21 protein-coding genes are annotated in these 21120 nt (G+C 71.7%); 16 read left to right on the top strand and 5 right to left on the bottom strand.

Going from position 1 to position 21120, the window contains the following annotated elements; all coding sequences use genetic code 11:
- The first annotated feature begins 39 nt into the window (after positions 1–39).
- Positions 40–768 carry an SseB family protein gene (locus ACWC2B_RS21105; RefSeq protein WP_450718710.1) on the top strand — a complete coding sequence of 243 codons (729 nt, stop codon included), beginning with the start codon at positions 40–42 and terminating at the stop codon, positions 766–768.
- Between the two features lie 71 nt (positions 769–839).
- Here the strand turns inward: ACWC2B_RS21105 and ACWC2B_RS21100 are convergent, their stop codons facing one another.
- Positions 840–1199: a DUF1844 domain-containing protein gene (locus tag ACWC2B_RS21100; protein WP_399489534.1), complete on the bottom strand. Its 360-nt coding sequence runs from the start codon at positions 1197–1199 to the stop codon at positions 840–842.
- 347 nt (positions 1200–1546) lie between these two features.
- Between ACWC2B_RS21100 and infC the strand changes: the two genes are divergently transcribed.
- The 10 genes from infC to ACWC2B_RS21050 all read left to right on the top strand — a co-directional run bounded on the left by infC (position 1547) and on the right by ACWC2B_RS21050 (position 12508).
- Positions 1547–2239 carry a translation initiation factor IF-3 gene (infC, locus tag ACWC2B_RS21095; RefSeq protein ID WP_438296929.1) on the top strand — a complete coding sequence of 231 codons (693 nt, stop codon included), beginning with the start codon at positions 1547–1549 and terminating at the stop codon, positions 2237–2239.
- Between the two features lie 103 nt (positions 2240–2342).
- Positions 2343–2537 (top strand): 50S ribosomal protein L35, encoded by a 195-nt coding sequence (rpmI, locus tag ACWC2B_RS21090; protein WP_053723558.1) that lies wholly within the window; start codon positions 2343–2345, stop codon positions 2535–2537.
- A gap of 104 nt (positions 2538–2641) precedes the next feature.
- Complete coding sequence (gene rplT, locus ACWC2B_RS21085) at positions 2642–3025, top strand: 50S ribosomal protein L20 (RefSeq protein ID WP_003970214.1); 384 nt, start codon at positions 2642–2644, stop codon at positions 3023–3025.
- 159 nt (positions 3026–3184) lie between these two features.
- Positions 3185–4039, top strand: coding sequence for a TrmH family RNA methyltransferase (locus ACWC2B_RS21080; RefSeq protein ID WP_450718920.1), 855 nt, complete (start codon positions 3185–3187; stop codon positions 4037–4039).
- A 66-nt stretch (positions 4040–4105) separates the two neighbouring features.
- Entirely contained in the window at positions 4106–5218 is a 1113-nt protein-coding gene (locus ACWC2B_RS21075) for an ATP-binding protein (protein ID WP_450718708.1), read from the top strand.
- Positions 5219–5366: 148 nt separating this feature from the next.
- Positions 5367–6488, top strand: coding sequence for a phenylalanine--tRNA ligase subunit alpha (gene pheS / locus ACWC2B_RS21070; RefSeq protein ID WP_450718706.1), 1122 nt, complete (start codon positions 5367–5369; stop codon positions 6486–6488).
- Positions 6488–9016 carry a phenylalanine--tRNA ligase subunit beta gene (pheT, locus tag ACWC2B_RS21065; protein WP_450718704.1) on the top strand — a complete coding sequence of 843 codons (2529 nt, stop codon included), beginning with the start codon at positions 6488–6490 and terminating at the stop codon, positions 9014–9016. Before pheS ends, pheT begins: the two co-directional genes overlap by 1 nt.
- A gap of 243 nt (positions 9017–9259) precedes the next feature.
- Positions 9260–10333 (top strand): PP2C family protein-serine/threonine phosphatase, encoded by a 1074-nt coding sequence (locus tag ACWC2B_RS21060; RefSeq protein ID WP_450718702.1) that lies wholly within the window; start codon positions 9260–9262, stop codon positions 10331–10333.
- A gap of 249 nt (positions 10334–10582) precedes the next feature.
- Positions 10583–11920: a transcriptional regulator gene (locus tag ACWC2B_RS21055; protein WP_450718700.1), complete on the top strand. Its 1338-nt coding sequence runs from the start codon at positions 10583–10585 to the stop codon at positions 11918–11920.
- Between the two features lie 51 nt (positions 11921–11971).
- Positions 11972–12508, top strand: a complete 537-nt coding sequence (locus ACWC2B_RS21050) for an NUDIX domain-containing protein (protein WP_450718698.1) — start codon at positions 11972–11974, stop codon at positions 12506–12508.
- Between the two features lie 12 nt (positions 12509–12520).
- Here the strand turns inward: ACWC2B_RS21050 and ACWC2B_RS21045 are convergent, their stop codons facing one another.
- Together ACWC2B_RS21045 and ACWC2B_RS21040 are read right to left on the bottom strand one after the other, a co-directional pair.
- Positions 12521–12778, bottom strand: a complete 258-nt coding sequence (locus ACWC2B_RS21045; protein WP_450718696.1) for a hypothetical protein — start codon at positions 12776–12778, stop codon at positions 12521–12523.
- A gap of 192 nt (positions 12779–12970) precedes the next feature.
- Positions 12971–13831 (bottom strand): 3-hydroxybutyryl-CoA dehydrogenase, encoded by an 861-nt coding sequence (locus ACWC2B_RS21040; protein WP_450718694.1) that lies wholly within the window; start codon positions 13829–13831, stop codon positions 12971–12973.
- A 163-nt stretch (positions 13832–13994) separates the two neighbouring features.
- Here ACWC2B_RS21040 and ACWC2B_RS21035 point away from each other — a divergent pair, with 163 nt between their 5' ends.
- Positions 13995–15254, top strand: coding sequence for a glycoside hydrolase family 10 protein (locus ACWC2B_RS21035; RefSeq protein ID WP_450718692.1), 1260 nt, complete (start codon positions 13995–13997; stop codon positions 15252–15254).
- A 19-nt stretch (positions 15255–15273) separates the two neighbouring features.
- Here ACWC2B_RS21035 and ACWC2B_RS21030 read toward each other — a convergent pair whose 3' ends face one another.
- Positions 15274–15468 (bottom strand): DUF1918 domain-containing protein, encoded by a 195-nt coding sequence (locus tag ACWC2B_RS21030; protein WP_450718690.1) that lies wholly within the window; start codon positions 15466–15468, stop codon positions 15274–15276.
- A gap of 52 nt (positions 15469–15520) precedes the next feature.
- Positions 15521–16453, bottom strand: coding sequence for a DMT family transporter (locus ACWC2B_RS21025; RefSeq protein WP_450718688.1), 933 nt, complete (start codon positions 16451–16453; stop codon positions 15521–15523).
- On the opposite strand from ACWC2B_RS21025, the gene ACWC2B_RS21020 reads away from it, so the two are divergent.
- The 4 genes from ACWC2B_RS21020 (at position 16452) to ACWC2B_RS21005 (ending at position 21056) form a co-directional block, all read left to right on the top strand.
- Positions 16452–17885: an aminotransferase-like domain-containing protein gene (locus tag ACWC2B_RS21020; protein ID WP_450718686.1), complete on the top strand. Its 1434-nt coding sequence runs from the start codon at positions 16452–16454 to the stop codon at positions 17883–17885. The two genes, ACWC2B_RS21025 and ACWC2B_RS21020, sit on opposite strands and share 2 nt — an antisense overlap.
- Before the next feature lie 293 nt (positions 17886–18178).
- Positions 18179–18781 carry a carbonic anhydrase gene (locus ACWC2B_RS21015; RefSeq protein WP_450718684.1) on the top strand — a complete coding sequence of 201 codons (603 nt, stop codon included), beginning with the start codon at positions 18179–18181 and terminating at the stop codon, positions 18779–18781.
- A 205-nt stretch (positions 18782–18986) separates the two neighbouring features.
- Positions 18987–20495 (top strand): SulP family inorganic anion transporter, encoded by a 1509-nt coding sequence (locus tag ACWC2B_RS21010; RefSeq protein ID WP_450718682.1) that lies wholly within the window; start codon positions 18987–18989, stop codon positions 20493–20495.
- Positions 20496–20624: 129 nt separating this feature from the next.
- The gene (locus ACWC2B_RS21005; protein WP_450718680.1) at positions 20625–21056 is read left to right on the top strand and encodes a GNAT family N-acetyltransferase; all 432 of its coding nucleotides are present in this window, start codon (positions 20625–20627) and stop codon (positions 21054–21056) included.
- Positions 21057–21120: the final 64 nt, after the last annotated feature.

The following is a 21120-nucleotide window of genomic DNA, read 5'->3' as shown; positions in this document are numbered from 1 at the left end:
GTGGGCGGGCCCGCGAGAAGCCCCGGTTAGGCTCGTGCCGTGGCGCTCAAGAACATCCCGGATTCCGGCTTCTCCGACGACGACGGCACTGCCGCCCCCGAACTGACCGAGGCGCTGGCCGCCTGGGCCGAGGACAGGTCGGCCGAACCGCGGGTGCTCGCCGCGCTGCGCACGGCCCGGCTTCTCGTCCCCGTCGTCGCGATGCTCGGCGAGAGCGAGATCGACGAGAACGGCCTCAAGCGCGAGAAGACCAGCGACATGGCCGTCCCCACCCTGAAAGCGGGCCACCGCACGGCGCTGCCCGCGTTCACCTCGATCGAGGCCCTGGCCCTGTGGGACCCGGCGGCCCGGCCGGTCGCCGTACCGCTCCACCAGGCCCTCGCCGCCGCCGTGCACGAGAAGGCGGACACCGTGGTCATCGACCTCGCAGGGCCGGTCGCGTACGAGCTGAAGGGCGCGGCCCTGCTCGCCCTCGCGGAGGGCCGGACCAGCGCCGACCCGCTCCAGGACCCGTCGGTGATCGAAGCGGTGCGCTCGGCGGTGGCCGCCGTCCCCACGGTGCTGCGGGCCCACCTCGGCCCCGGCAGCGCCGACGGCACGCTCGCCCTGGTCCTCGCCGACGGCGCGGCGCCCGCCGACGCGGCCCGCCGGGTGGCCGAGCTGATCGCCGCCGACGAGACCCTGCGGGCCCGCCTCGTACACGGCCTCGACCTCGCCCTGCTGCCTTCCGGGGCCCCACAGCCGAACGAGCCGCTCTTCACCCGCTGAGGGGGAGGAGCGGCCCGGTTCCGTTCTCCGAAGAACGCGTAGTTCTCAGAAGAATGCGTAGAAGAAGGGGCTCAGCCGAAGACGGCGCCCGTGTACTTCTCGCCCGGGCCCTTGCCCGGCTCGTCCGGCACGATCGACGCCTCGCGGAACGCCAGCTGGAGCGACTTCAGGCCGTCGCGCAGCGGGGCGGCGTGGAACGACGAGATCTCGGTGGCCCCTGCGTCAAGCAGACCCGCCAGGGCGTGCACCAGCTTGCGGGCCTCGTCGAGGTCCTTGTACTGGTCGCCCTCCTCGGTCAGACCGAGCTTCACGGCGGCGGCGCTCATCAGGTTCACGGCGACCGTCACGATCACCTCGACCGCCGGAACCTCCGCGATGTCGCGGGCCATGGTGTCGAAGTCTGCGGGCTCATTGGGGGGCGTCTCACTCATGCCCACACGATATGCGGTGCGCGGCGCGCCGCTTCCCGCGCACTCGATTAGCCCCTCTGTCCGGATCCTGCTAACCTTGTGTAACGACCGGCCAGGCACGTGTGCCCGGCCCACAAGTGGAGGCTCCGATCTCCCACCCGACCACCCTCTGGGTGGCGGGTCATCCGGTCAGGTGGCCACCATCGTTCCGTACGGACGATGGAGCCGCCCGATGTGCGCCCCGCGGTAGACCGCGGCGGTGTTCCGGTTTTCTTGGAGCCCCGCCTGTGTCCGTCCGGGGCATTTTTTGTGCCTCGGGGCGGTTGGTCACGTCAATACAGACGTACGCGGCTGTCTGCCAGACAGTCGTGTGGTGCTACCGAGGAGGATCCATCAGCGCCGAGCCCCGCATCAACGACCGGATTCGCGTTCCCGAGGTGCGACTTGTCGGCCCCAGTGGCGAGCAGGTCGGAATTGTTCCGCTTGCCAAGGCCCTGGAGCTCGCCCAGGAGTATGACCTCGACCTGGTCGAGGTCGCGGCGACCGCCCGTCCGCCCGTGTGCAAGCTCATGGACTACGGGAAGTTCAAGTACGAGTCGGCCATGAAGGCCCGTGAGGCGCGCAAGAACCAGGCGCACACGGTCATCAAGGAGATGAAGCTCCGGCCGAAGATCGACCCGCACGACTACGACACCAAAAAGGGTCACGTCGTCCGGTTCCTCAAGCAGGGCGACAAGGTCAAGATCACGATCATGTTCCGTGGTCGCGAGCAGTCCCGGCCGGAACTCGGCTACCGACTGCTCCAGCGCCTCGCTTCGGACGTGGAGGAACTCGGCTTCGTCGAGTCCAGCCCGAAGCAGGACGGCCGAAACATGATCATGGTTCTCGGTCCGCACAAGAAGAAGACCGAGGCGATGGCCGAAGCCCGTGAGGCCCAGGCGGCCCGCAAGGCGGAGCGCCAGGGCCAGTCGGCCCAGACGGAGGAGTCCGCCGAGGACGAGACCGTCGCCGAGGCGCCCGTCGCCGAAGCCGTGGCCGAGGAGCACCCCGCCGAGGCCTGATTCCGGGACAGCCCGTTCCGGACATCAACCGATACATATGACGCTCCCGAGCGCCGGTCCCCGGACCGGCTGGGAGCGCCACTGACGAGGAGATAACGGCGCTATGCCGAAGAACAAGTCGCACAGCGGTGCCAGCAAGCGCTTCAAGATCACCGGCTCCGGCAAGGTGCTCCGTGAGCGCGCCGGCAAGCGCCACCTGCTCGAGCACAAGTCGTCCAAGAAGACCCGCTCGCTGACGGGCACGGTCGTCCTGGCTCCGGCCGACGCCAAGAAGGTCAAGAAGCTTCTCGGCAAGTGACGTTCCTCCGCCTCCGGTTTCCGGAGGCGGAACGTCGAGACCGGGACCTATTCGATTTCGGGTCGTGTGAGTCCAACCACGGCCCCGCTACAAGGAGTTAACAAGTGGCACGCGTCAAGCGGGCAGTAAACGCCCACAAGAAGCGCCGGGCAATCCTCGAGGCGGCCTCCGGCTACCGCGGTCAGCGTTCGCGCCTGTACCGCAAGGCCAAGGAGCAGGTCACCCACTCGCTGGTCTACAACTACAACGACCGCAAGAAGCGCAAGGGCGACTTCCGTCAGCTGTGGATCCAGCGCATCAACGCCGCTGCCCGCCAGAACGGCATGACGTACAACCGCCTCATCCAGGGTCTGAAGGCCGCCAACATCGAGGTGGACCGCAAGATCCTGGCCGAGCTCGCGGTCAACGACGCCAACGCGTTCGCCGCGCTCGTCGAGGTGGCCCAGAAGGCCCTCCCGAGCGACGTCAACGCCCCGAAGGCCGCGTAAGCGCCTGACGGCTTGTTGAACCGGACCGGACCCGCAGGCCAACGGCCTGCGGGTCCGGGTGCGTTGCGGGGGCTTTTCCGGGGGCGCGGCCCCCGTCCCCCCGCTTCCGGGGGCTGCGCCCCCAGGCCCCCACTCCCTTCGTAGAGAGACCGCGTGTACATGCCCACCCCCGAGCTGATCTCCCCGCGCTCCCCCCGCGTCGCCGCCGCCCGCCGGCTCGCCCGGCGCAACTTCCGGGGCAAGGAACGCCGGTTCATCGCCGAGGGACCGCAGGCCGTGCGCGAGGCCGTCGAGCACCGCAGCGACGGCGAGCCCACCCTCGTCGAGCTGTTCACCACCGTCGAGGCCGCCGAGCGGTACGCCGACATCGTGTCCGCCGCCCTCGACGCGGGCGCCCGCGTCCACTACGCCGACGACGAGGTGCTCGCCGAGGTCTCCCAGACCGTCACCCCGCAGGGCCTGGTCGGCGTCTGCCGCTTCCTGGACTCCCCGTTCCAGGAGATCCTCGACGCGAAGCCCAAGCTGGTCGCCGTGCTCGCGCACGTCCGCGACCCCGGGAACGCCGGCACCGTACTGCGCTGCGCGGACGCCGCGGGCGCCGACGCGGTCGTCCTCACCGACGCCTCCGTCGACCTCTACAACCCCAAGTCCGTTCGCGCGTCGGTCGGTTCGCTCTTCCACCTGCCGGTCGCCGTGGGCGTCCCCGTCGAGCAGGCCGTCCAGGGCCTGCGCGACGCGGGCGTACGCATCCTGGCGGCCGACGGCGCGGGCGAGGACGACCTCGACGCGGAGCTCGACGCCGGCACCATGGGCGGGCCCACCGCGTGGATCTTCGGCAACGAGGCCTGGGGCCTGCCCGAGGAGACCCGCGCACTCGCGGACGCCGTGGTGCGCGTGCCCATCCACGGCAAGGCCGAAAGCCTCAACCTCGCCACCGCCGCCGCCGTGTGCCTCTACGCCTCCGCCCGTGCGCAGCGTGCTGCCGGAGGGTGCCGCTCCGTCACCTCGTACTAGTAGTGTTGCGGGCTCGGGGGCCCACTCAGCGCTTCGGAGAGGTGGGATAGGGGGATGGCTGTCGGCATGAGCAGCTTCGGCAACAGCACCGCGCTGTGCCCGTCCGGCCGTCCTGATGTCCTCGGCTTCGACCCCGACGACCTGCCCGACGGCATCGTGGTCGCCGACGACAAGGGGCAGGTGATCTGCTTCAACGCCGCCGCCGTCAGGATCACGGCGGTCGCGAAGCACGAGGCGCTCGGCTTCCCGCTGGAGCAGGCGCTGCCCCTGGAGGACCTCAAGGGCCGCCGCTGGTGGCAGCTCACCGATCCCTACGGCGGCCTCGCCATCCGGGTCGGCCAGCCCGAACGCAATCTGCTGCTGCCCGGCGGCCGCGAAGTGCTGGTCTCCGCACGCTACGTACGCGAGCACCCGACCGGGCCGGTGCGCCGGGTCGTGGTCAGCCTGCGCTCCACCGAGGCCCGGCGGCGCACCGAACGCTCGCACGCCGAGCTCATCGCCACCGTCGCCCACGAGCTGCGCTCGCCACTGACCTCGGTCAAGGGCTTCACCGCGACGCTGCTCGCCAAGTGGGAGCGGTTCACGGACGACCAGAAGCGGCTCATGCTGGAGACCGTCGACGCCGACGCCAACCGCGTCACCCGGCTCATCGCCGAACTCCTCGACATCTCGCGCATCGACTCGGGCCGGCTCGAAGTGCGCCGCCAGCCGGTCGACATCCCGGCCGCCGTCGGCCGCCACCTCCAGGCCCATGTCGCCTCCGGACAGTCCCCGGACCGCTTCCTGGTCCGCATCCAGCGGCCGCTGCCCGATCTGTGGGCGGATCCGGACAAGATCGACCAGGTGCTCGGCAATCTGCTGGAAAACGCGGTGCGCCACGGCGAGGGAACCGTCACCATTGAGGTGGCACCAGCGCCCGTCCGCATCGACGAGCACGACGAGAAGGGAACGGCCGTCACCGTGAGCGACGAAGGCCCCGGCATCCCCGAGGAGTCGATGGGCCGTGTCTTCACCCGCTTCTGGCGGGGGAGCAAGCGCGGCGGGACCGGGCTCGGCCTGTACATCGTCAAGGGCATCGTCGAGGCGCACGGCGGCACCATCACAGTGGGCCGCGGCCCCGGCGGCGGCGCCCAGTTCCGATTTATCCTGCCCGTCGCGGCTCCGGCGTATCTCCAGTAGATCGCCCTCCGAGCCGCCCACGGGCGCAACCGCATTCCCGCACCCCGTTAGACTCGACCTTTGGCGCGTTTGTGTCCGCGCGCTATCGCGGTATCGCTGTCGCGGTCGCGGGGACCCCCAGCCAAGCCAATCGGAAGCACGGGAAGAGATGTCGGCACCCAATAAGTCGTACGACCCTGTTGAGGTCGAGGCGCTGAAACCGGAAGAGATCGAGCGCATGCGGGACGAGGCGCTCGCCGCCTTCGCGGCCGCCGGTGACCTCGAAGCGCTCGCCCAGGCGAAGACCGCGCACACCGGTGGCACCTCGCCCCTCTCGCTCGCCAACCGCGAGATCGGCGCGCTGCCGCCGCAGGCCAAGGCCGCGGCCGGCAAGCTCGTGGGCATGGCCCGCGGCGCCGTGAACAAGGCCCTGGCCGCACGCCAGGCCGAGCTGGAGGACGAGCGGGACGCCCGGGTCCTGGTCGAGGAGGCCGTGGATGTCACGCTGCCCCACGACCGCGTACCGGCCGGCGCCCGCCACCCGCTGACCACGCTCTCCGAGCGCATCGAGGACGTCTTCGTGGCCATGGGCTACGAGGTCGCCGAGGGCCCCGAGGCCGAGGCCGAGTGGTTCACCTTCGACGCGCTCAACATCGGCCCGGACCACCCGGCGCGCACCGAGCACGACACGTTCTTCGTGCAGGGCCCCGAAGGCTCCGCGAACTCGGGCGTCGTGCTGCGCACCCACACCTCGCCCGTGCAGATCCGCTCGATGCTCGACCGCGAGCCTCCGGTGTACGTGATCTGCCCCGGCCGGGTGTACCGCACCGACGAACTGGACGCCACGCACAGCCCGGTGTTCCACCAGGTCGAGCTGCTCGCCGTGGACGAGGGCCTCACCATGGCCGACCTCAAGGGCACCCTCGACCACATGGTCAAGGCGCTGTTCGGCGAGGACATGAAGACGCGGCTCCGGCCGAACTTCTTCCCCTTCACCGAGCCGTCCGCCGAGATGGACATGGTCTGCTACGTCTGCCGCGGCGAGTCCGTCGGCAACCCGGACCGGCCCTGCCGCACCTGCTCCAGCGAGGGCTGGATCGAGCTCGGCGGCTGCGGCATGGTCAACCCGAAGGTGCTCACCGCCTGCGGTGTGGACCCCGAGAAGTACAGCGGATTCGCCTTCGGCTTCGGCATCGAACGGATGCTGATGTTCCGCCACAACGTCGAAGACATGCGAGACATGGTCGAGGGTGACGTCCGGTTCACCCGGCCGTTCGGGATGGAGATCTGATGCGGGTCCCGCTTTCCTGGCTGCGGGAGTACGTCGACCTCCCCGCCACCGAGACCGGCCGCGACGTGCAGGCCAAGCTCGTCGACGCCGGCCTTGAGGTCGAGACCGTCGAGCAGCTCGGCGCCGGGCTCAAGGGCCCGCTCGTCGTCGGCAAGGTCCTCACCATCGAGGAGCTGGAGGGCTTCAAGAAGCCCATCCGCTTCTGCACCGTCGACGTCGGCCAGGCCAACGGCACCGGTGAGCCCCAGGAGATCGTCTGCGGCGCCCGCAACTTCGCGGTCGGCGACAAGGTCGTCGTGGTGCTGCCCGGCGCGGTCCTGCCCGGCGACTTCGCGATCGCCGCGCGCAAGACGTACGGCAAGACGTCGCACGGCATGATCTGCTCCAGCGACGAGCTCGGCATGGGCCCGGACACCACCGGCGGCATCATCGTGCTGCCGCCGGAGCACGAGGTCGGCACCGACGCCATCGCGCTGCTCGAACTCGTCGACGAGGTCCTCGACATCGCGGTCACCGCCAACCGCGGCGACTGCCTGTCGATGCGCGGCGTCGCCCGTGAGACCGCCATCGCCTACGGGCTGCCGCTGCGCGACCCGGCGCTGCTCGACGTGCCCGCGCCCAACTCGTACGGCTACCCGGTGAAGATCGCCGACCCGATCGGCTGCGACCGCTTCACCGCGCGTACCGTGACCGGTCTCGACCCCGAGGCCCGCTCCCCGATCTGGCTGCAGCGCAGGCTGCAGAAGGCCGGGATGCGCCCGATCTCGCTCGCCGTCGACATCACCAACTACGTGATGATCGAGCTCGGCCAGCCGCTGCACGCCTACGACCGCACCCTGGTCGACGGCCCCATCGGCGTGCGCCGCGCCGAGCCGGGCGAGCTGCTCACCACCCTCGACGGCACCAAGCGCAAGCTGGACGCCGCCGACCTCGTCATCACCGACAACCGGGGCCCCATCGGCCTCGCCGGGGTGATGGGCGGAGCCAACACCGAGATCGCCGACTCCGTCACGAACCCCGAGACCGGCGAGGTCAGGGGCACCACCGAGGTCGTCATCGAGGCCGCGCACTTCGACGCGGTCGCCATCGCCCGCACCGCGCGCCGCCACAAGCTGACCTCCGAGGCGTCCAAGCGCTTCGAGCGCGGCGTCGACCCGCAGGCCGCGGCCGCCGCCGCCCAGCGGACCGTCGACCTGCTCGTGCTGCTCGCCGGCGGCACGGCCGAGGCCGGCGTCACCGAGATCGTCTCGCCGTCCGCGCCGCGCACGATCGCCATGCACGCGGACCACCCGGACCGCGTCGCGGGCATCGAGTACGGCCGCGAGACCGTCGTACGCCGCCTCCAGGAGGTCGGCTGCGACGCGTACGGGCAGGACGAGCTCGTCGTCACCGTGCCGTCCTGGCGCCCCGACCTCACCGAGCCGAACGACCTGGCCGAAGAGGTCATCCGTCTGGAGGGCTACGCCAACCTGCCCTCCACGCTGCCCAAGCCGCCCGCCGGGCGCGGTCTGACGGAGCGTCAGCGTCTGCACCGCAGGGTCGGCCGTGCGCTCGCCGGGGCCGGGTTCACCGAGGCGCCGAGCTACCCGTTCGTCGCCGAGTCGGTCTTCGACCAGCTGGGTCTGGACGCCGAGGACCCCAACCGCGGCGTCGTGAAGCTGGTCAACCCGCTCAGCGACGAGGAGCCGGCGCTGCGCACGACGCTCCTGCCGGGTCTCCTCGCCACGCTGCGCCGCAACGTCGGCCGCGGCAGCCACGACCTGGCGCTGTTCGAGACGGGCCTGGTCTTCCATCCGTCGGCGAACCCGGGCGTCGCCGCCCGGCTGCCCGTCGACCGCCGTCCCACCGACGAGGAGATCGCCGCCCTCAACGCCGTGCTGCCCGTTCAGCCGCGCCACGTGGGCGTCGTCATCGCCGGTGCGCGCGAGCAGGCCGGCTGGTGGGGCAAGGGCCGCCCGGCCGACTGGGCCGACGCGATCGAGGCCGCCCGGACCGTGGCCCGCGAGGCGGGGCTCGAACTCGCCGTGGACCAGGGCCAGTACGGCCCCTGGCACCCGGGCCGCTGCGCCGAGCTGTATGTGTTCCCCGAGGGTGTGAAGACCCTCGTCGGGTACGCCGGTGAGCTGCACCCGCGCGTCGTCAAGGCGTTCGGTCTGCCCGCCCGCAGCTGCGCGATGGAACTCGACCTCGATGTCATCGAGCGGGCCGGAGAGGGCGCCGTGCAGGCGCCGAGCATCTCCACCTTCCCGGTGGCGACCCAGGACGTGGCGCTCGTGGTCGACGCCCACGTCCCGGCCGCGGCCGTGGAGAACGCGCTGCGCATCGGCGCCGGTGAACTCCTCGAATCCATCCGGCTGTTCGACGTCTACAGCGGCGAGCAGACCGGCGAGGGCAAGAAGTCGCTGGCCTACGCGCTGCGGTTCCGTGCCGCCGACCGCACCCTGACCGTCGAGGAGGCCTCGGCCGCCCGCGACGCGGCGGTCGCTCACGCGGCCGAGTACACGGGTGCGGTGCTGCGCGGGGCCTAGCCTGCGCGAGAACGCACCGAGCGAGAACGCACCGAGAGGGGCGCACCGGGGCTTCCGGTGCGCCCCTCTTGTCGTCCACCAACGTGCCCTTCCCGCTTCACTCGTTCGGGTGGGAAGTCCGGTTGATCTGCGCAGCAGGGCACGGGCGGTCGAAAGAATCAGTCCGGCCGTGCGGGCCGGTGCGGCTTCCGGCCCTGCGGTCCGGATGCACATGCAGGGCGCAGGCCTAGGGGGGCCGACGGCATGATCCGTACAACGGGATGGACCTCGGCCTGCGCGGCCGCACTCCGCTCCCGCCGGGCCGTCGGCCTCGCCCTCGGCCTGCCGTCCTGCTGGCTCGTCCTGGTCATCACCTGGCAGCTGGCCTGTCCGCTGGCCCGCGAGGACCGCATGGGCCTGCGGATCGCGACGTGCCTCGCCTTCCTGATCGCCGTGGTGTGGCTGGCCAACGGCGTACGGACCACGGCGGAACGGGAGTTGCGGCGGATCCGGCACATCGCCGAGGTCGCCCAACGGGTGCTCCTGAGGCCACTGCCCTCGCGGCTCGACGGGATCGCGTTCGCCGCGGGACAGCTCTCCGTGAGCCGCGGCGCGTCGATCGGCGGCGACCTCTACGAGGCGATGTCGACGCCGTACGGGGTGCGCGTCGTGATGGGCGACGTACGCGGCCACGGGCTGGGCGCGATCGGCGCGGTCGCTGCCGTCCTCGGCAGCTTCCGCGAGGCCGCCTACGACGAGCCCCAACTGGCGGGCGTACTGAGGAGGTTGGACCGCGCCCTCGCCCGGCATCTGCGTGAGCGCTGCCGGGCCGAGCACCCCGCGTCCGGCTGCGGTGAGCCGGACAGTCCGCTCGCCGAGGAGTTCGTCACCGTACTGCTCCTGGAGATCCGCCCGGGCGGCGATGTGTACGCCCTCAACTGCGGCCACCCCTGGCCCTACCGGCTCTGCCACGGCGCCGAGCCGCTCACGCCCGGCGACCCGATGCCGCCGCTGGGGCCCTTCCCGCTCCCCGCCGAACCGCCCCTGATGCGCTGCACCCGGCTGCTGCCCGGCGAGGCGCTGTGCCTGTACACCGATGGCGCCGAGGACGCGCGGGACGCCGCCGGACGGTTCTTCGCGCTGCGCGAGGCCCTCGCCGCCGCGGCCCGCACCTCGCCGGTGTCGCCGGCCGCGGTGGTCGAGCAGGTGCAGCGCGCGCTGCTGCGCCACACCGGCGGACGGCTCTCGGACGACGTGGCCCTCCTGGTGCTGCGCAACGACCGGGTCCGGGTGCCCGTACAGCCAACGAGCAGCGAGGCGGCCCGTGTTCACCGCTGACGATGGGGCGCCGTCGCCCTGCCGGGAGTGCCGGGCAGCGCGGACAGGGCGGACGGCGCCGGGAGCGGGCCGCCGCACTGTACGAGGGGGAGCCGGCGGCCCGGTCGCCTCAAGGAGAGGCGTTCCAGAGTCAACCCACTGGGGGCCGCCCTGGGCAGAGAGCGCGGCGCATAAATGCGGGTACTCGCTTCACACCCCGTGTGAACCGGGCTCGTCTACGCTGACTTCACCGAGCCAACGGAGGGCCCCATGCAGCCCAATACCCTGCTCGACGCCCTGGTGGACGAGGCGGGGATCTCACACGCCGGGCTCGCCGCCCGGGTGAACCTGGCCGGCCGGTCCAGAGGCCTCGCACTCAGATACGAACACACCGCGGTGGCAAGGTGGTTGAAGGGCCAGCGGCCGCGCGGCCAGGTGCCGAACCTGATCTGCGAGGTACTCGCGAGCCGGCTGCACCGCCGGGTCACCCTCGACGACATCGGGCTCGGCGTGCCGGGCCTGCCGGCCTCGCACGGCTCGCCGCTCGCCGGATTCGTCGAGCGGGCCACCGCCCTGTGGCGCTCGGACGAACAGCAGCGCACGCACATACTCGACGCCCCGGCCGTCACCGGCACCCCGGCCGTCATGCCCGTATGGGAGTGGGAGAACCCGCCGGAGGACACTGATGTATCCCGCAACGGGCAGACGGCGGTGGGCGAGTCGGACATCGAGATGCTGCGTTCGGCGCGCGAGCACTACGAGCTGATGTACCGCAAGGCGGGCGGCATCGCGACCCGCTCGCGCATCGTCGGCTTCCTCAACGCGGAGACCGCCCCCTTACTGCGCGGCGGCTACACCGACGCCACCGGGCGCCAACTGCACCGCGCCACCGGCGGGTTGGTGGCCATCGCCGGAATCTGCGCGTACGACTCCAACGCCCAGGGCCTCGCCCAGCGCTACTTCCATCAGGCGCTGCGGCTGGCAAAGGCCAGTGGGGACAGGGGACTTGGCGCCTATGTCATCGCGCTGCTCGTCAACCAGTCGCTGTTCATGCGGGACTACCGCCAGGCGGTCGCCTTCGCGGAGGCGGCCCTGCGGGCGGCGGGCGGTCGGCTGAGCCCCGCGCTCGCGGCCGATCTGCACGCCATGCAGGCCAAGGCGTACGCGCATCTGGGGGACGGGCAGAGCGCGCTGTCCTCGATCACGAGCGCCGAGTCGGCGGCCGGGCGGATCAGGCCGGGCCAGGAGCCGGCCGAGACCGGCTACGTCCAGCCGGGCCTTGTCAATGTCCAGGTGGCCGAGGCCCTGCTCAGCCTCGGCGATCTGACGGCCGCGCGCGAACAGGCCGCGCTCGCGGCCGACGAGCCCTGCCACGACAGGGGCAGGGTGCACCGCCTTGCGATGCTCGCGCAGATCGAGCTGCGGCAGGGCGACGCGGACCGGGCCGTGGCTACCGCGGTCGAAATGGCGGAGCGGGCCCGGGGGATGGAGTCGCAGCGATTGCGTGACCGGCTGCGCATGGTGCGCGAGCACCTGGTCGAGAGCGGTTGCGCCGGCGCCGACGAAGCCGCCGAGCTGATCGACGGGGCACTTCGCGTTCCCCTGTGACCGTCAGCCTGCTGCGATATTGCCATCTACTTGTCGGAAGGTGGCAGAAACGTGCAGTGGACGAACCTGAGCGAACAAACTGTGTATGAGAATCGCTGGTTTCGGGTCAACCTCGCGGACGTAGAGCTTCCGGACGGGCGGCACCTGGACCACTTCCTGATCAGGCTGCGGCCGGTCGCCGTCGCGACCGTCGTCAACGCCGCCAACGAGGTGCTGCTGCTCTGGCGGCACCGCTTCATCACCGACAGCTGGGGCTGGGAACTGGCCGCCGGCGTCGTCGAGGACGGCGAGGACATCGCGGCCGCCGCCGCCCGCGAAATGGAGGAGGAGACCGGCTGGCGGCCCGGGCCGCTCAAACCGCTGCTCACCGTCGAGCCCGCCAACGGGCTGATCGACGCCCGGCACCATCTGTTCTGGTCCGAGTCGGCCGAGTACATCGGCCACCCCGAGGACGACTTCGAGTCGTCCCGCCGCGAGTGGATACCCCTCAAGCTGGTGCCCGACATGGTCGCCCGGGGGGAGGTCCCGGCCGCCAACATGGCGGCCGGACTCCTACTCCTGCACCACATGCGGCTCGCCGACGGCTAGCCGCCGGAACGTCTAGTGACCGAGGGCCTGCCACACGGCGAGCGAGAGTGCGCCGACGGCGGTCAGCACGGTGAGGGCGGGGAGCGGCCACCTCAGGTGTTCGAGGGCCGCCACCCGTCCCACCGCGTCGGTCAGATCGCGCTCCGTCTGCTCGGCCCGGTGGGCGAGCAGCGCGAGCTGGCCGTCCAGACGGGTCATGCCGACGTCCAGGCGGAGTCGTAACTCCACCAGTTCGTCGACGGTGGTCGAAGGTCCCGGGTCGGTGGACACGGCGTGGCTCCTTAGTCCTGTTCCGGACGTGCCATTGATGTGCTGGCTCAGAGTCAACTCGCCGTGTTCCAGGGGCGGGAGAGTGTGCGATGGGCATATGCGGGCTCGTGCCGCACACCCGGTGTGCGCGGCACGAGCCCGGCCCACGCCTTTCAGACGTACACCCGCGTATACAGATGTACGCCGTTTTACTCAGGCGTACGAGTAGAAACCGGACCCGGTCTTACGGCCGAGGCGGCCGGCGTCCACCATCCGCTGGAGCAGCGGGGGAGCGGCGTACAGCGGCTCCTTGAACTCGTCGTACATCGAGTCCGCGACCGAGGCGACCGTGTCCAGGCCGATCAGGTCGGAGAGCTTGAGGGGGCCCATCGGGTGGGCGCAGCCGAGCTCCATGCCGTTGTCGATGTCCTCGCGGCTCGCGATGCCCGACTCGAACATCCGGATCGCCGAGAGCAGATACGGGATGAGCAGCGCGTTGACCACGAAGCCCGAGCGGTCCTGGGCGCGGATGGCGTGCTTGCCGAGCACCTTCTCGACCAGGACCTGCGCCCGGCTGATCGTGCCCTCGGAGGTGGTGAGCGCGGGAATCAGCTCGACCAGCTTCTGCACCGGGGCCGGGTTGAAGAAGTGGATGCCGATGACCTGGTCGGGGCGCGAGGTGGCGACCGCGAGCTTCACCAGCGGGATGGAGGAGGTGTTGGAGGCCAAGATCGCGTCCGGGCGGGTCACCACCTGGTCGAGGACCTGGAAGATCTCGGTCTTGACCTGCTCGTTCTCCACGACGGCCTCGATCACGAGGTCGCGGTCGGCGAACTCGCCGAGGTCGGTGGTGAAGCTGAGCCGGGCGAGCGTCGCGTCGCGCTCCTCCTCGGTGATCTTGCCGCGTTCGGCGGCCTTCGAGAGGGAGTTGTGCAGCCGGGTGCGGCCGATCTCCAGGGCCTCGCCGGTGGTCTCGGCGACCATGACGCCCAGGCCGCTGCGGGCGCACACCTCCGCGATGCCCGCGCCCATCTGGCCACAGCCCACAATTCCGACGCGTTCGATGTCGGTCACATCGTGCCTTTCGCTCTACTGCAGTCCCCGGCAGGTCCCCCGTGTGATTCCGGCGCCCGCCTTCGGCCCCTGACGTTACTCCGGACGCGCGGGTGCATGAGGGGCCGGGGCGGGCATGCTGTCCGGTACACCTGGGCCACGGGACCTATGTGAGGGGTGCGACGTGGGGCGAATCACGCGGCGGGGCTTCGTTACGGGCACGGCCGGGGCGCTGAGCGGGCTGATCACGGCGGGCGGCGCGGCCGCCGCGGACCGGGACGGGGCACTCGAACAGGCGGTACGGACGGTGGCGGGCCGGGGCCGACGCCGGGACTTCCGCGGCGTGTGGGTGGCGACCGTGACCAACCGGGACTGGCCCTCCAGACCGGGCCTGCCCGCCGAGGCCCAGCGCGCCGAACTCCTCGCCCACCTGGACAAGGCGGTCGAGCGGCGGCTGAACACGGTGGTCCTCCAGGTCCGCCCGACCGCGGACGCGCTCTGGCCGTCCCCGTACGAGCCCTGGTCGCAGTGGCTCACCGGGACACAGGGCCAGGACCCCGGCTGGGATCCGCTGGGCACCGCCGTCCACGAGGCGCACCGGCGCGGCCTCGAACTGCACGCCTGGTTCAACCCGTACCGGATCGCCAACCACACCGACCTGTCGCGCCTCGTCCCGACGCACCCGGCCCGCGTCCACCCCGACTGGGCCGTCCCGTACGGCGGGAAGCTCTACTACAACCCGGGCATGCCCGAGGTCCGCCGGTTCGTCGAGGACGCCATGCTGGACGCGGTACGCCGCTACGGCATCGACGGCGTGCACTGGGACGACTACTTCTACCCCTATCCGGTGGCGGGTGAGACCTTCGACGACGACGAGGCGTACGAGCGGTACGGCGACGGCTTCCCGGACCGCGCTGCCTGGCGGCGGAACAACATCGATCTGCTGGTGCGCGAGACGGCCGCCCGGATCAAGAGGATCAATCGCCGACTGGCCTTCGGCATCAGCCCGTTCGGGGTGTGGCGCAACAAGGCGAGCGACCCGCGGGGCTCGGCCACCACGGCCGGCGTCCAGACCTACGACGACCTGCACGCCGACACCCGCACCTGGGTGCGCGAGGGCTGGCTCGACTACATCTGCCCGCAGGTCTACTGGAACATCGGCTTCACCGCCGCCGACTACGCCGTCCTGGTGCCCTGGTGGGACGCGGTCGCCCGGGGCACCGGCGTCGACCTGTACATCGGCGAGGCCCTGTACAAGGCGGGCGACCCGGCGCAGCCCGCCGCCTGGCAGGACCCGGCGGAACTGTCCCGCCATCTGACCCTGGCCGGGCGGTACGCCTCGGTCCGCGGCCACTGCTTCTTCGCGGCGAAGGAGGTCACCGAGGACCGCATCGGGGCCATGGCCCGCGTCGTCGCCGACCACTACCCGCGCCGGACCCGCTGAGGGCCCGTGGCCTACTGGCCTACGCGTCCTCGGTGATGTGCCGCACCACCGTGTCGGGGCCCGGTGACATCAGGGTTTCGTGTCCGTCCTCGAACCGCACGCGGTACGGGGGAGTGCCGTCGGGTCCCAGAACTTCGATGACCTCGGCCGTCCGGTCCTGCTGTCCGACGATCCTGCCGTGTACGAGGAGTCGGTCGCCCACCATTGCTCGCATGCGGCCAGTCTAGGACGGCTCCGGCAAGTTGGCAGGGCCCGGAACCTGTGTCTCAGGACCGGGCCCGCTGGGTCACCGCGATGCACACCAGGACGCCCACCGCGGCGAGCGGGGCCGCCGGGGACAGGCGCTCGCCGAGCAGCAGCACCGACCAGAGAAGGGTGAGCAGCGGCTGGGCCAACTGGAGCTGGCTCGCCTTGGGCACACCGATGGCGGCGAGGCCCCGGTACCAGACGTAGAGGCCGAAGAAGTTGGACCCCGCGGCCAGCCACAGCAGCCCGGTCACACCGTGCGCGGTGAGCCGCCAGGGCTCGTACGCCAGCGCCACCGCGGCCCCCACCAGCGCGAACGGCAGGCACAGCACCAGCGCCCAGCCGACCACGTGCCACCCCGGCATGACCGAGGCGAGCCTGCCGCCCTCGACATACGCGGCCGCGCACACCAGCAGCGCCGCGAACAGGTACACGTCCCCGGCGGACAGCGCCCCGCCGCTCTGCTGCACGGTGAACGCGGCCACTACCGCGGCCCCGGCCAGCGCGGCCGCCCAGAACGCGCGCGAGGGCCGCCGCCCGGTGCGCACCGCGCCCAGCGCCGCCGTGGCCAGTGGCAGCAGTCCGATCACCACGGCGGCGTGCGAGGTCGTCGAGGTCTGCAGGGCGATCGTGGTGAGCAGCGGGAACCCGATCAGCGAGCCGCCCGCCACCACCGCGAGGCCCGGCCAGTGCGCCCGGTCGGGGAACGACACCCGCTGCCCCAGCAGCAGCGCACCCGCGATCAGCGCGGACAGCGCGATCCGCAGGGACACGAGCGTCCAGGGCCCGAAGCTTTCCAGGCCCCAGGCCGTGCCCGGGAAGGTGAGCGAGAAGGAGACCACGCCGAGCGCGGCGAGCATCGCCCCGCGCGGCAGAACGGAACCGGAGCGGGAACTGTCGTCCGCGCCGACCGCTATCGTCGTCTGAGTAGTAGCGCTATCCTGTGCTGTCATGCATGAGCGTAGCAGTGTGGATGAACTGGCGAAATCCCTTCGCGATGAGCTCAACCGCTACTCGGTGGGTGGAAAGCTGCCGTCCAGCCGGGCGCTGGTCGAGCGCTATCGGGTCTCCCCGGTCACGGTGTCCCGCGCGCTCGCCCAGCTCGTCGCCGAGGGCCTGGTCGTCACCCGCCCCGGTGCGGGCGCCTACCGCGCCGAGCCGCGCACGGTCACCGCCCGCACCGGCGACACCTCCTGGCAGGAGGTCGCGCTCAGCGCCGACGGCGCCACCGACCCGGCCCCGCGTGCGGTCGACGCCGCCGGCGTGCTTGCCACCCTCAACGTCCCGCCGACCGGCGTCATCGACCTCAGCGGCGGCTACCTCGACCCGGGCCTGCGGCCCGAGCGGGCCATGGCCGCCGCCCTCGGCCGGGCCGGCCGCCGCCCCGGCGCCTGGAGCCGCCCGCCCGTCGACGGGCTCACCGAACTGCGCGAATGGTTCGCCCGGGAGATCGGCGGCACCGTCACCGCCGCCGACGTGCTCGTCACCGCGGGCGGCCAGACCGCCCTGACCACCGCCCTGCGCGCGCTCGCCGCGCCCGGCGCACCCGTCCTCGTCGAATCGCCCACTTATCCCGGCATGCTGGCGATCGCCCGCGCCTCAGGCCTGCGACCCGTCCCGGTCCCCGTCGACCCGGACGGTATCCGCCCCGAACTCCTCTCCCGTGCCTTCGCCGCCACCGGCGCCCGCGTTCTCGTCTGCCAGCCCCTCTTCCAGAACCCGACCGGCGCCCTCCTCGCCCCGGACCGCGGCCGCGAAGTGGTCCGCATCGCCCATTCCTTCGGCGCGTTCGTCGTCGAGGACGACTTCGCCCGCCGGCTCGCCCACGAGGACGCGGGCCCGCTGCCCGCCCCGCTAGCCGCCGACGACCCCGACGGCGTCGTCGTCCACGTCTCCTCCCTCACCAAGGTGACCTCGCCCAGCCTCAGGGTCGGTGCGCTCGCCGCCCGCGGGCCCGTACTGGAACGCCTGCGCGCCATCCAGGTCGTCGACTCGTTCTTCGTGCCGCGTCCCCTGCAGGAGGCCGCGCTCGAACTCGTCGGCTCCCCGGCCTGGAGCCGCCATCTGCGCGCCGTATCAGGCGAGTTGACCGCGCGCCGGGAAACCCTGGCCGCCGCCGTCCTGCACCACCTGCCCCAACTCGGCCTGCCCCACGTCCCGTCCGGCGGCTACCACCTCTGGCTCCGCCTGCCTGACGGCACCCCCGAAACCGCCGTCCTGTCCGCGGCGCTGCGCGCGGGAGTCGCCGTCGCCCCCGGCCGCCCCTACTTCAGCGCCGAACCCCCGGCCGGCCACATCCGCCTCGGCTTCGCGGGCGTGACGGGGCGTGCGGAGATCACCGAAGCGGTACACAGGCTGCGCGCCGCCTTGGAATGTGTCGGCTAGTCGAACGAACGGACCCCCGCCGCATACAAGCGCGGGGCGGTAACAAGAAGTTAACGCGACCGACACAACTTCCGCCCGGGCATCTCTTTTGCCTGGAACATACCCGTGTTTTACTGATTGTTGACGCAGCAACAGGTCACCAGGGGGTCACCGACGGTCAGCGACGCGGCTTCGCCGTGTCCGGCTCCTGGACAACTCCCCCGACCGAGCGGCCTGTTCAGACGGTCCCCCCACCCGACAAGACCGCCCGCTCCCGCCGTCCTCGGCGAGGAGGCAGAAGGAGGCCTTCCCTCATGGATCCGTTCATCGACCGTGCCCGCACCTTTCCCCAGCGCGTCGGCCAGCAAGGCCGCGCACTGGACGGCCTCGCCACCGGTCAGTCACCCCGCGCGCTCTTCATCACCTGCTCCGACTCCCGGGTCGTACCCGCTCTGATCACCGGATCCGACCCCGGTGATCTCTTCGAACTGCGCACCGCGGGCAACATGGTTCCGGCGTACCGCGCGGACTCCGCCTCCGGCGAGACCGCCACCATCGAATACGCCGTGGACGTCCTCGGCGTGCGGGACATCGTGGTGTGCGGCCACTCGCACTGCGGGGCGGTCGGCGCGGTGGTCCGCGACGACGACCTCAGCGTCGTGCCCGCCGTCCGTTCCTGGCTGAGCAACGCCGACCGCAACGTCCTGCGCGCCGACGGGACGGACGTCTTCGACCCGACCGTGGCCGGACCGGTCCAGCGCCATGTCCTCGCCCAGCTTGAGCAGTTGCGCGAATACCCGGGAGTCGCCCGGAGACTGCTCGACGGCCGGGTCCGCCTCCACGGCTGGTTCTACGAGGTCCACACCGGACTGGTACTCGCGCACCGCTCCGACTCCGGGCTCTTCCTGCCGCTGTGACCAGCGGGGTGACCCCTGTCGTGACCCTGTAGCGAGCCCTGCCGTGACTCCGTGGCGAGTCCCGTCTTGACCCCTCGTGGGGCCCCGCCCCGACTCCGTAGCGAGTGTGGCTCTGACTCCGTAGCGAGTGCCGTCCGTCGTGTCTCCCGTCGCGAGTCCGGCCCGGCTCCTGCCCGCCGTCCGTACCCAGCCATCAGAGGACCTCATGATCCGTCGTCCCGCCCTTCGGTCCGCCTCCGACCATCTCCCCGCACCGCCGCGGGCCGCCACCCTGCGGGCGGACCTGGCCGCCTCGCTCGTCGTCTTCCTGGTCGCCTTGCCGCTCTGCGTCGGCGTGGCCGTCGCCTCCGGCGCCCCGGCCGAACTCGGCCTGCTCACCGGCATCGTCGGCGGTCTGCTCACCGGGCTGCTGCCGGGCAGCAGCCTCCAGGTGTCCGGCCCCGCGGCGGGGCTGACCGTCCTGGTGTTCGCCGCCGTGCAGGAGCACGGGCTCGCCACTCTCGGCGTGATCACCGCCGCTGCCGGACTTCTCCAGATCGCCATGGGCGCCCTGCGGCTCGGGCGGCTCTTCCGCGCGATCTCCGTCGCGGTCGTCCAGGGCATGCTGGCGGGCATAGGCCTCGTGCTGATCGCCGGTCAGCTCTACGCGCTGGCCGACATCAAGGCCCCCCGGAGCGGGCTCGACAAGCTCGCCGGCCTGCCGCGCCTGCTCGCCGACACCGCGGCTTCGCCGCAGGCGCTCACCGCGGCCGCCGTCGGCATCGGCACCATAGCCGTCCTGGTGCTCTGGCCCAGGCTGCCCGCCAAGGTCCGCCTGATACCCGCGCCGCTGGCCGCCGTCGCCGCCGCGACCGTGGCCACCGCGCTGTTCGACCTCTCCGTGGCCAAGGTCAAGGTCTCCGGACTGGCCGGGGTGATCGACCTGCCGGGCACCGCGGAACTGTCGGCGCTCGGCAGCGTCGGCGTCCTCGGCACGGTCGTCGCGTTCGCGCTGATCGCCTCCGCCGAGAGCCTGTTCAGCGCCGCCGCGGTTGACCGCCTGCACGACGGCCCGCGTACCCACTACGACCGCGAACTGTTCGCCCAGGGCGTCGGCAACACCGTTTGCGGTGTGCTCGGCGCCCTCCCGATGACCGCCGTCATTGTCCGCAGCGCGGCCAACGTCCAGGCCGGCGCCCGCACCAAGGCCTCCCGCGTGCTGCACGGCCTCTGGCTGCTGCTGTTCGCCGCGCTGTTCCCCGCCGCCCTCTCGGTGATCCCGCTCGCCGCGCTGGCCGGCGTCCTGGTGCACGCCGGGGCCAAACTCGTGCCGGTCAAGGCGCTCGTGCCGCTGTGGCGGGCACACCGCGGAGAGGCCGTGATCCTGGCGGTGACCGCGGGGGCCGTCGTGGTGGCCAACCTCTTCGAGGGCGTGCTGCTCGGCCTGCTGCTCTCCGTCCTGAAGAGCGCCTGGGACACCTCTCACCTGCACGTGGACGTCGAGGAACGCGCCGACGGGACGTTCGGTGTGACGCTGGGCGGCAACGCCACCTTCCTCCGCCTGCCCCGTCTCCTCGACACCCTGGAGCAGTTGCCCGCCGGCCGGATCGTCCACCTGGACCTGACCGGCCTGCGCCACCTCGACCACGCCTGCCGCAGCGCGTTGGAGGACTGGGAGGAGCGCCACAACCGGGGAGGCGAGGCCGCCGTCGTCCGCGCCCCGGCGGCCGTCTGACCGAAGAGCGGCGCTTGCCGGAGCGAGGGGGGCGCGCCGGCAGGCGCGGGTGTCAGGTGCCGCAGCCGACGGCGAGCCGGCGTGGCATCCGCCACTGACAATCGGCCCGCCGCCTGCCAGGCTCCCCGCATGAGTGACGTGATCTTCCGCGAGTACGCGATCTCCAGCGACCCGGCGCGCATCGATGCAGCCCGCGTCCACCACTGGCTCTCCACGGACGCGTACTGGGCGCTCGGCCGCAGCCGCGAGAAGCAGGACGCCGCCATCGCTGGGTCCATCAACTTCGGTGCGTACGAAGGGAGTTCGGGCCGACAGGTCGCGTACGCGCGGGTCGTCACCGACCATGCCACCTTCGCCTGGCTCTGCGATGTGTACGTCGATCCCGCCGTACGCGGCAAGGGGCTCGGCACGGCGCTGGTGGCCGCCGTGCGCGACCACCTGGAGCCGCACGGCCTGCGCCGCATCCTGCTGGCCACGGCGGACGCCCACGGCGTCTACGAGAAGATCGGCTTCCGCACTCTGGAAACCCCGGGCAAGTGGATGGCGCTCGGCTTGCAATAGGCCCCCCATCGCCTCGGCGCGGCGGAGCTGAGGCGGCCGGGTCCTCTTCCGCTTCCGGCCGGCC

It is taken from the genome of Streptomyces sp. NPDC001415 (assembly GCF_053597395.1).
The sequence above is the reverse complement of the archived record's forward strand: the minus strand, read 5'-3'. Positions and strand labels throughout refer to the sequence as shown.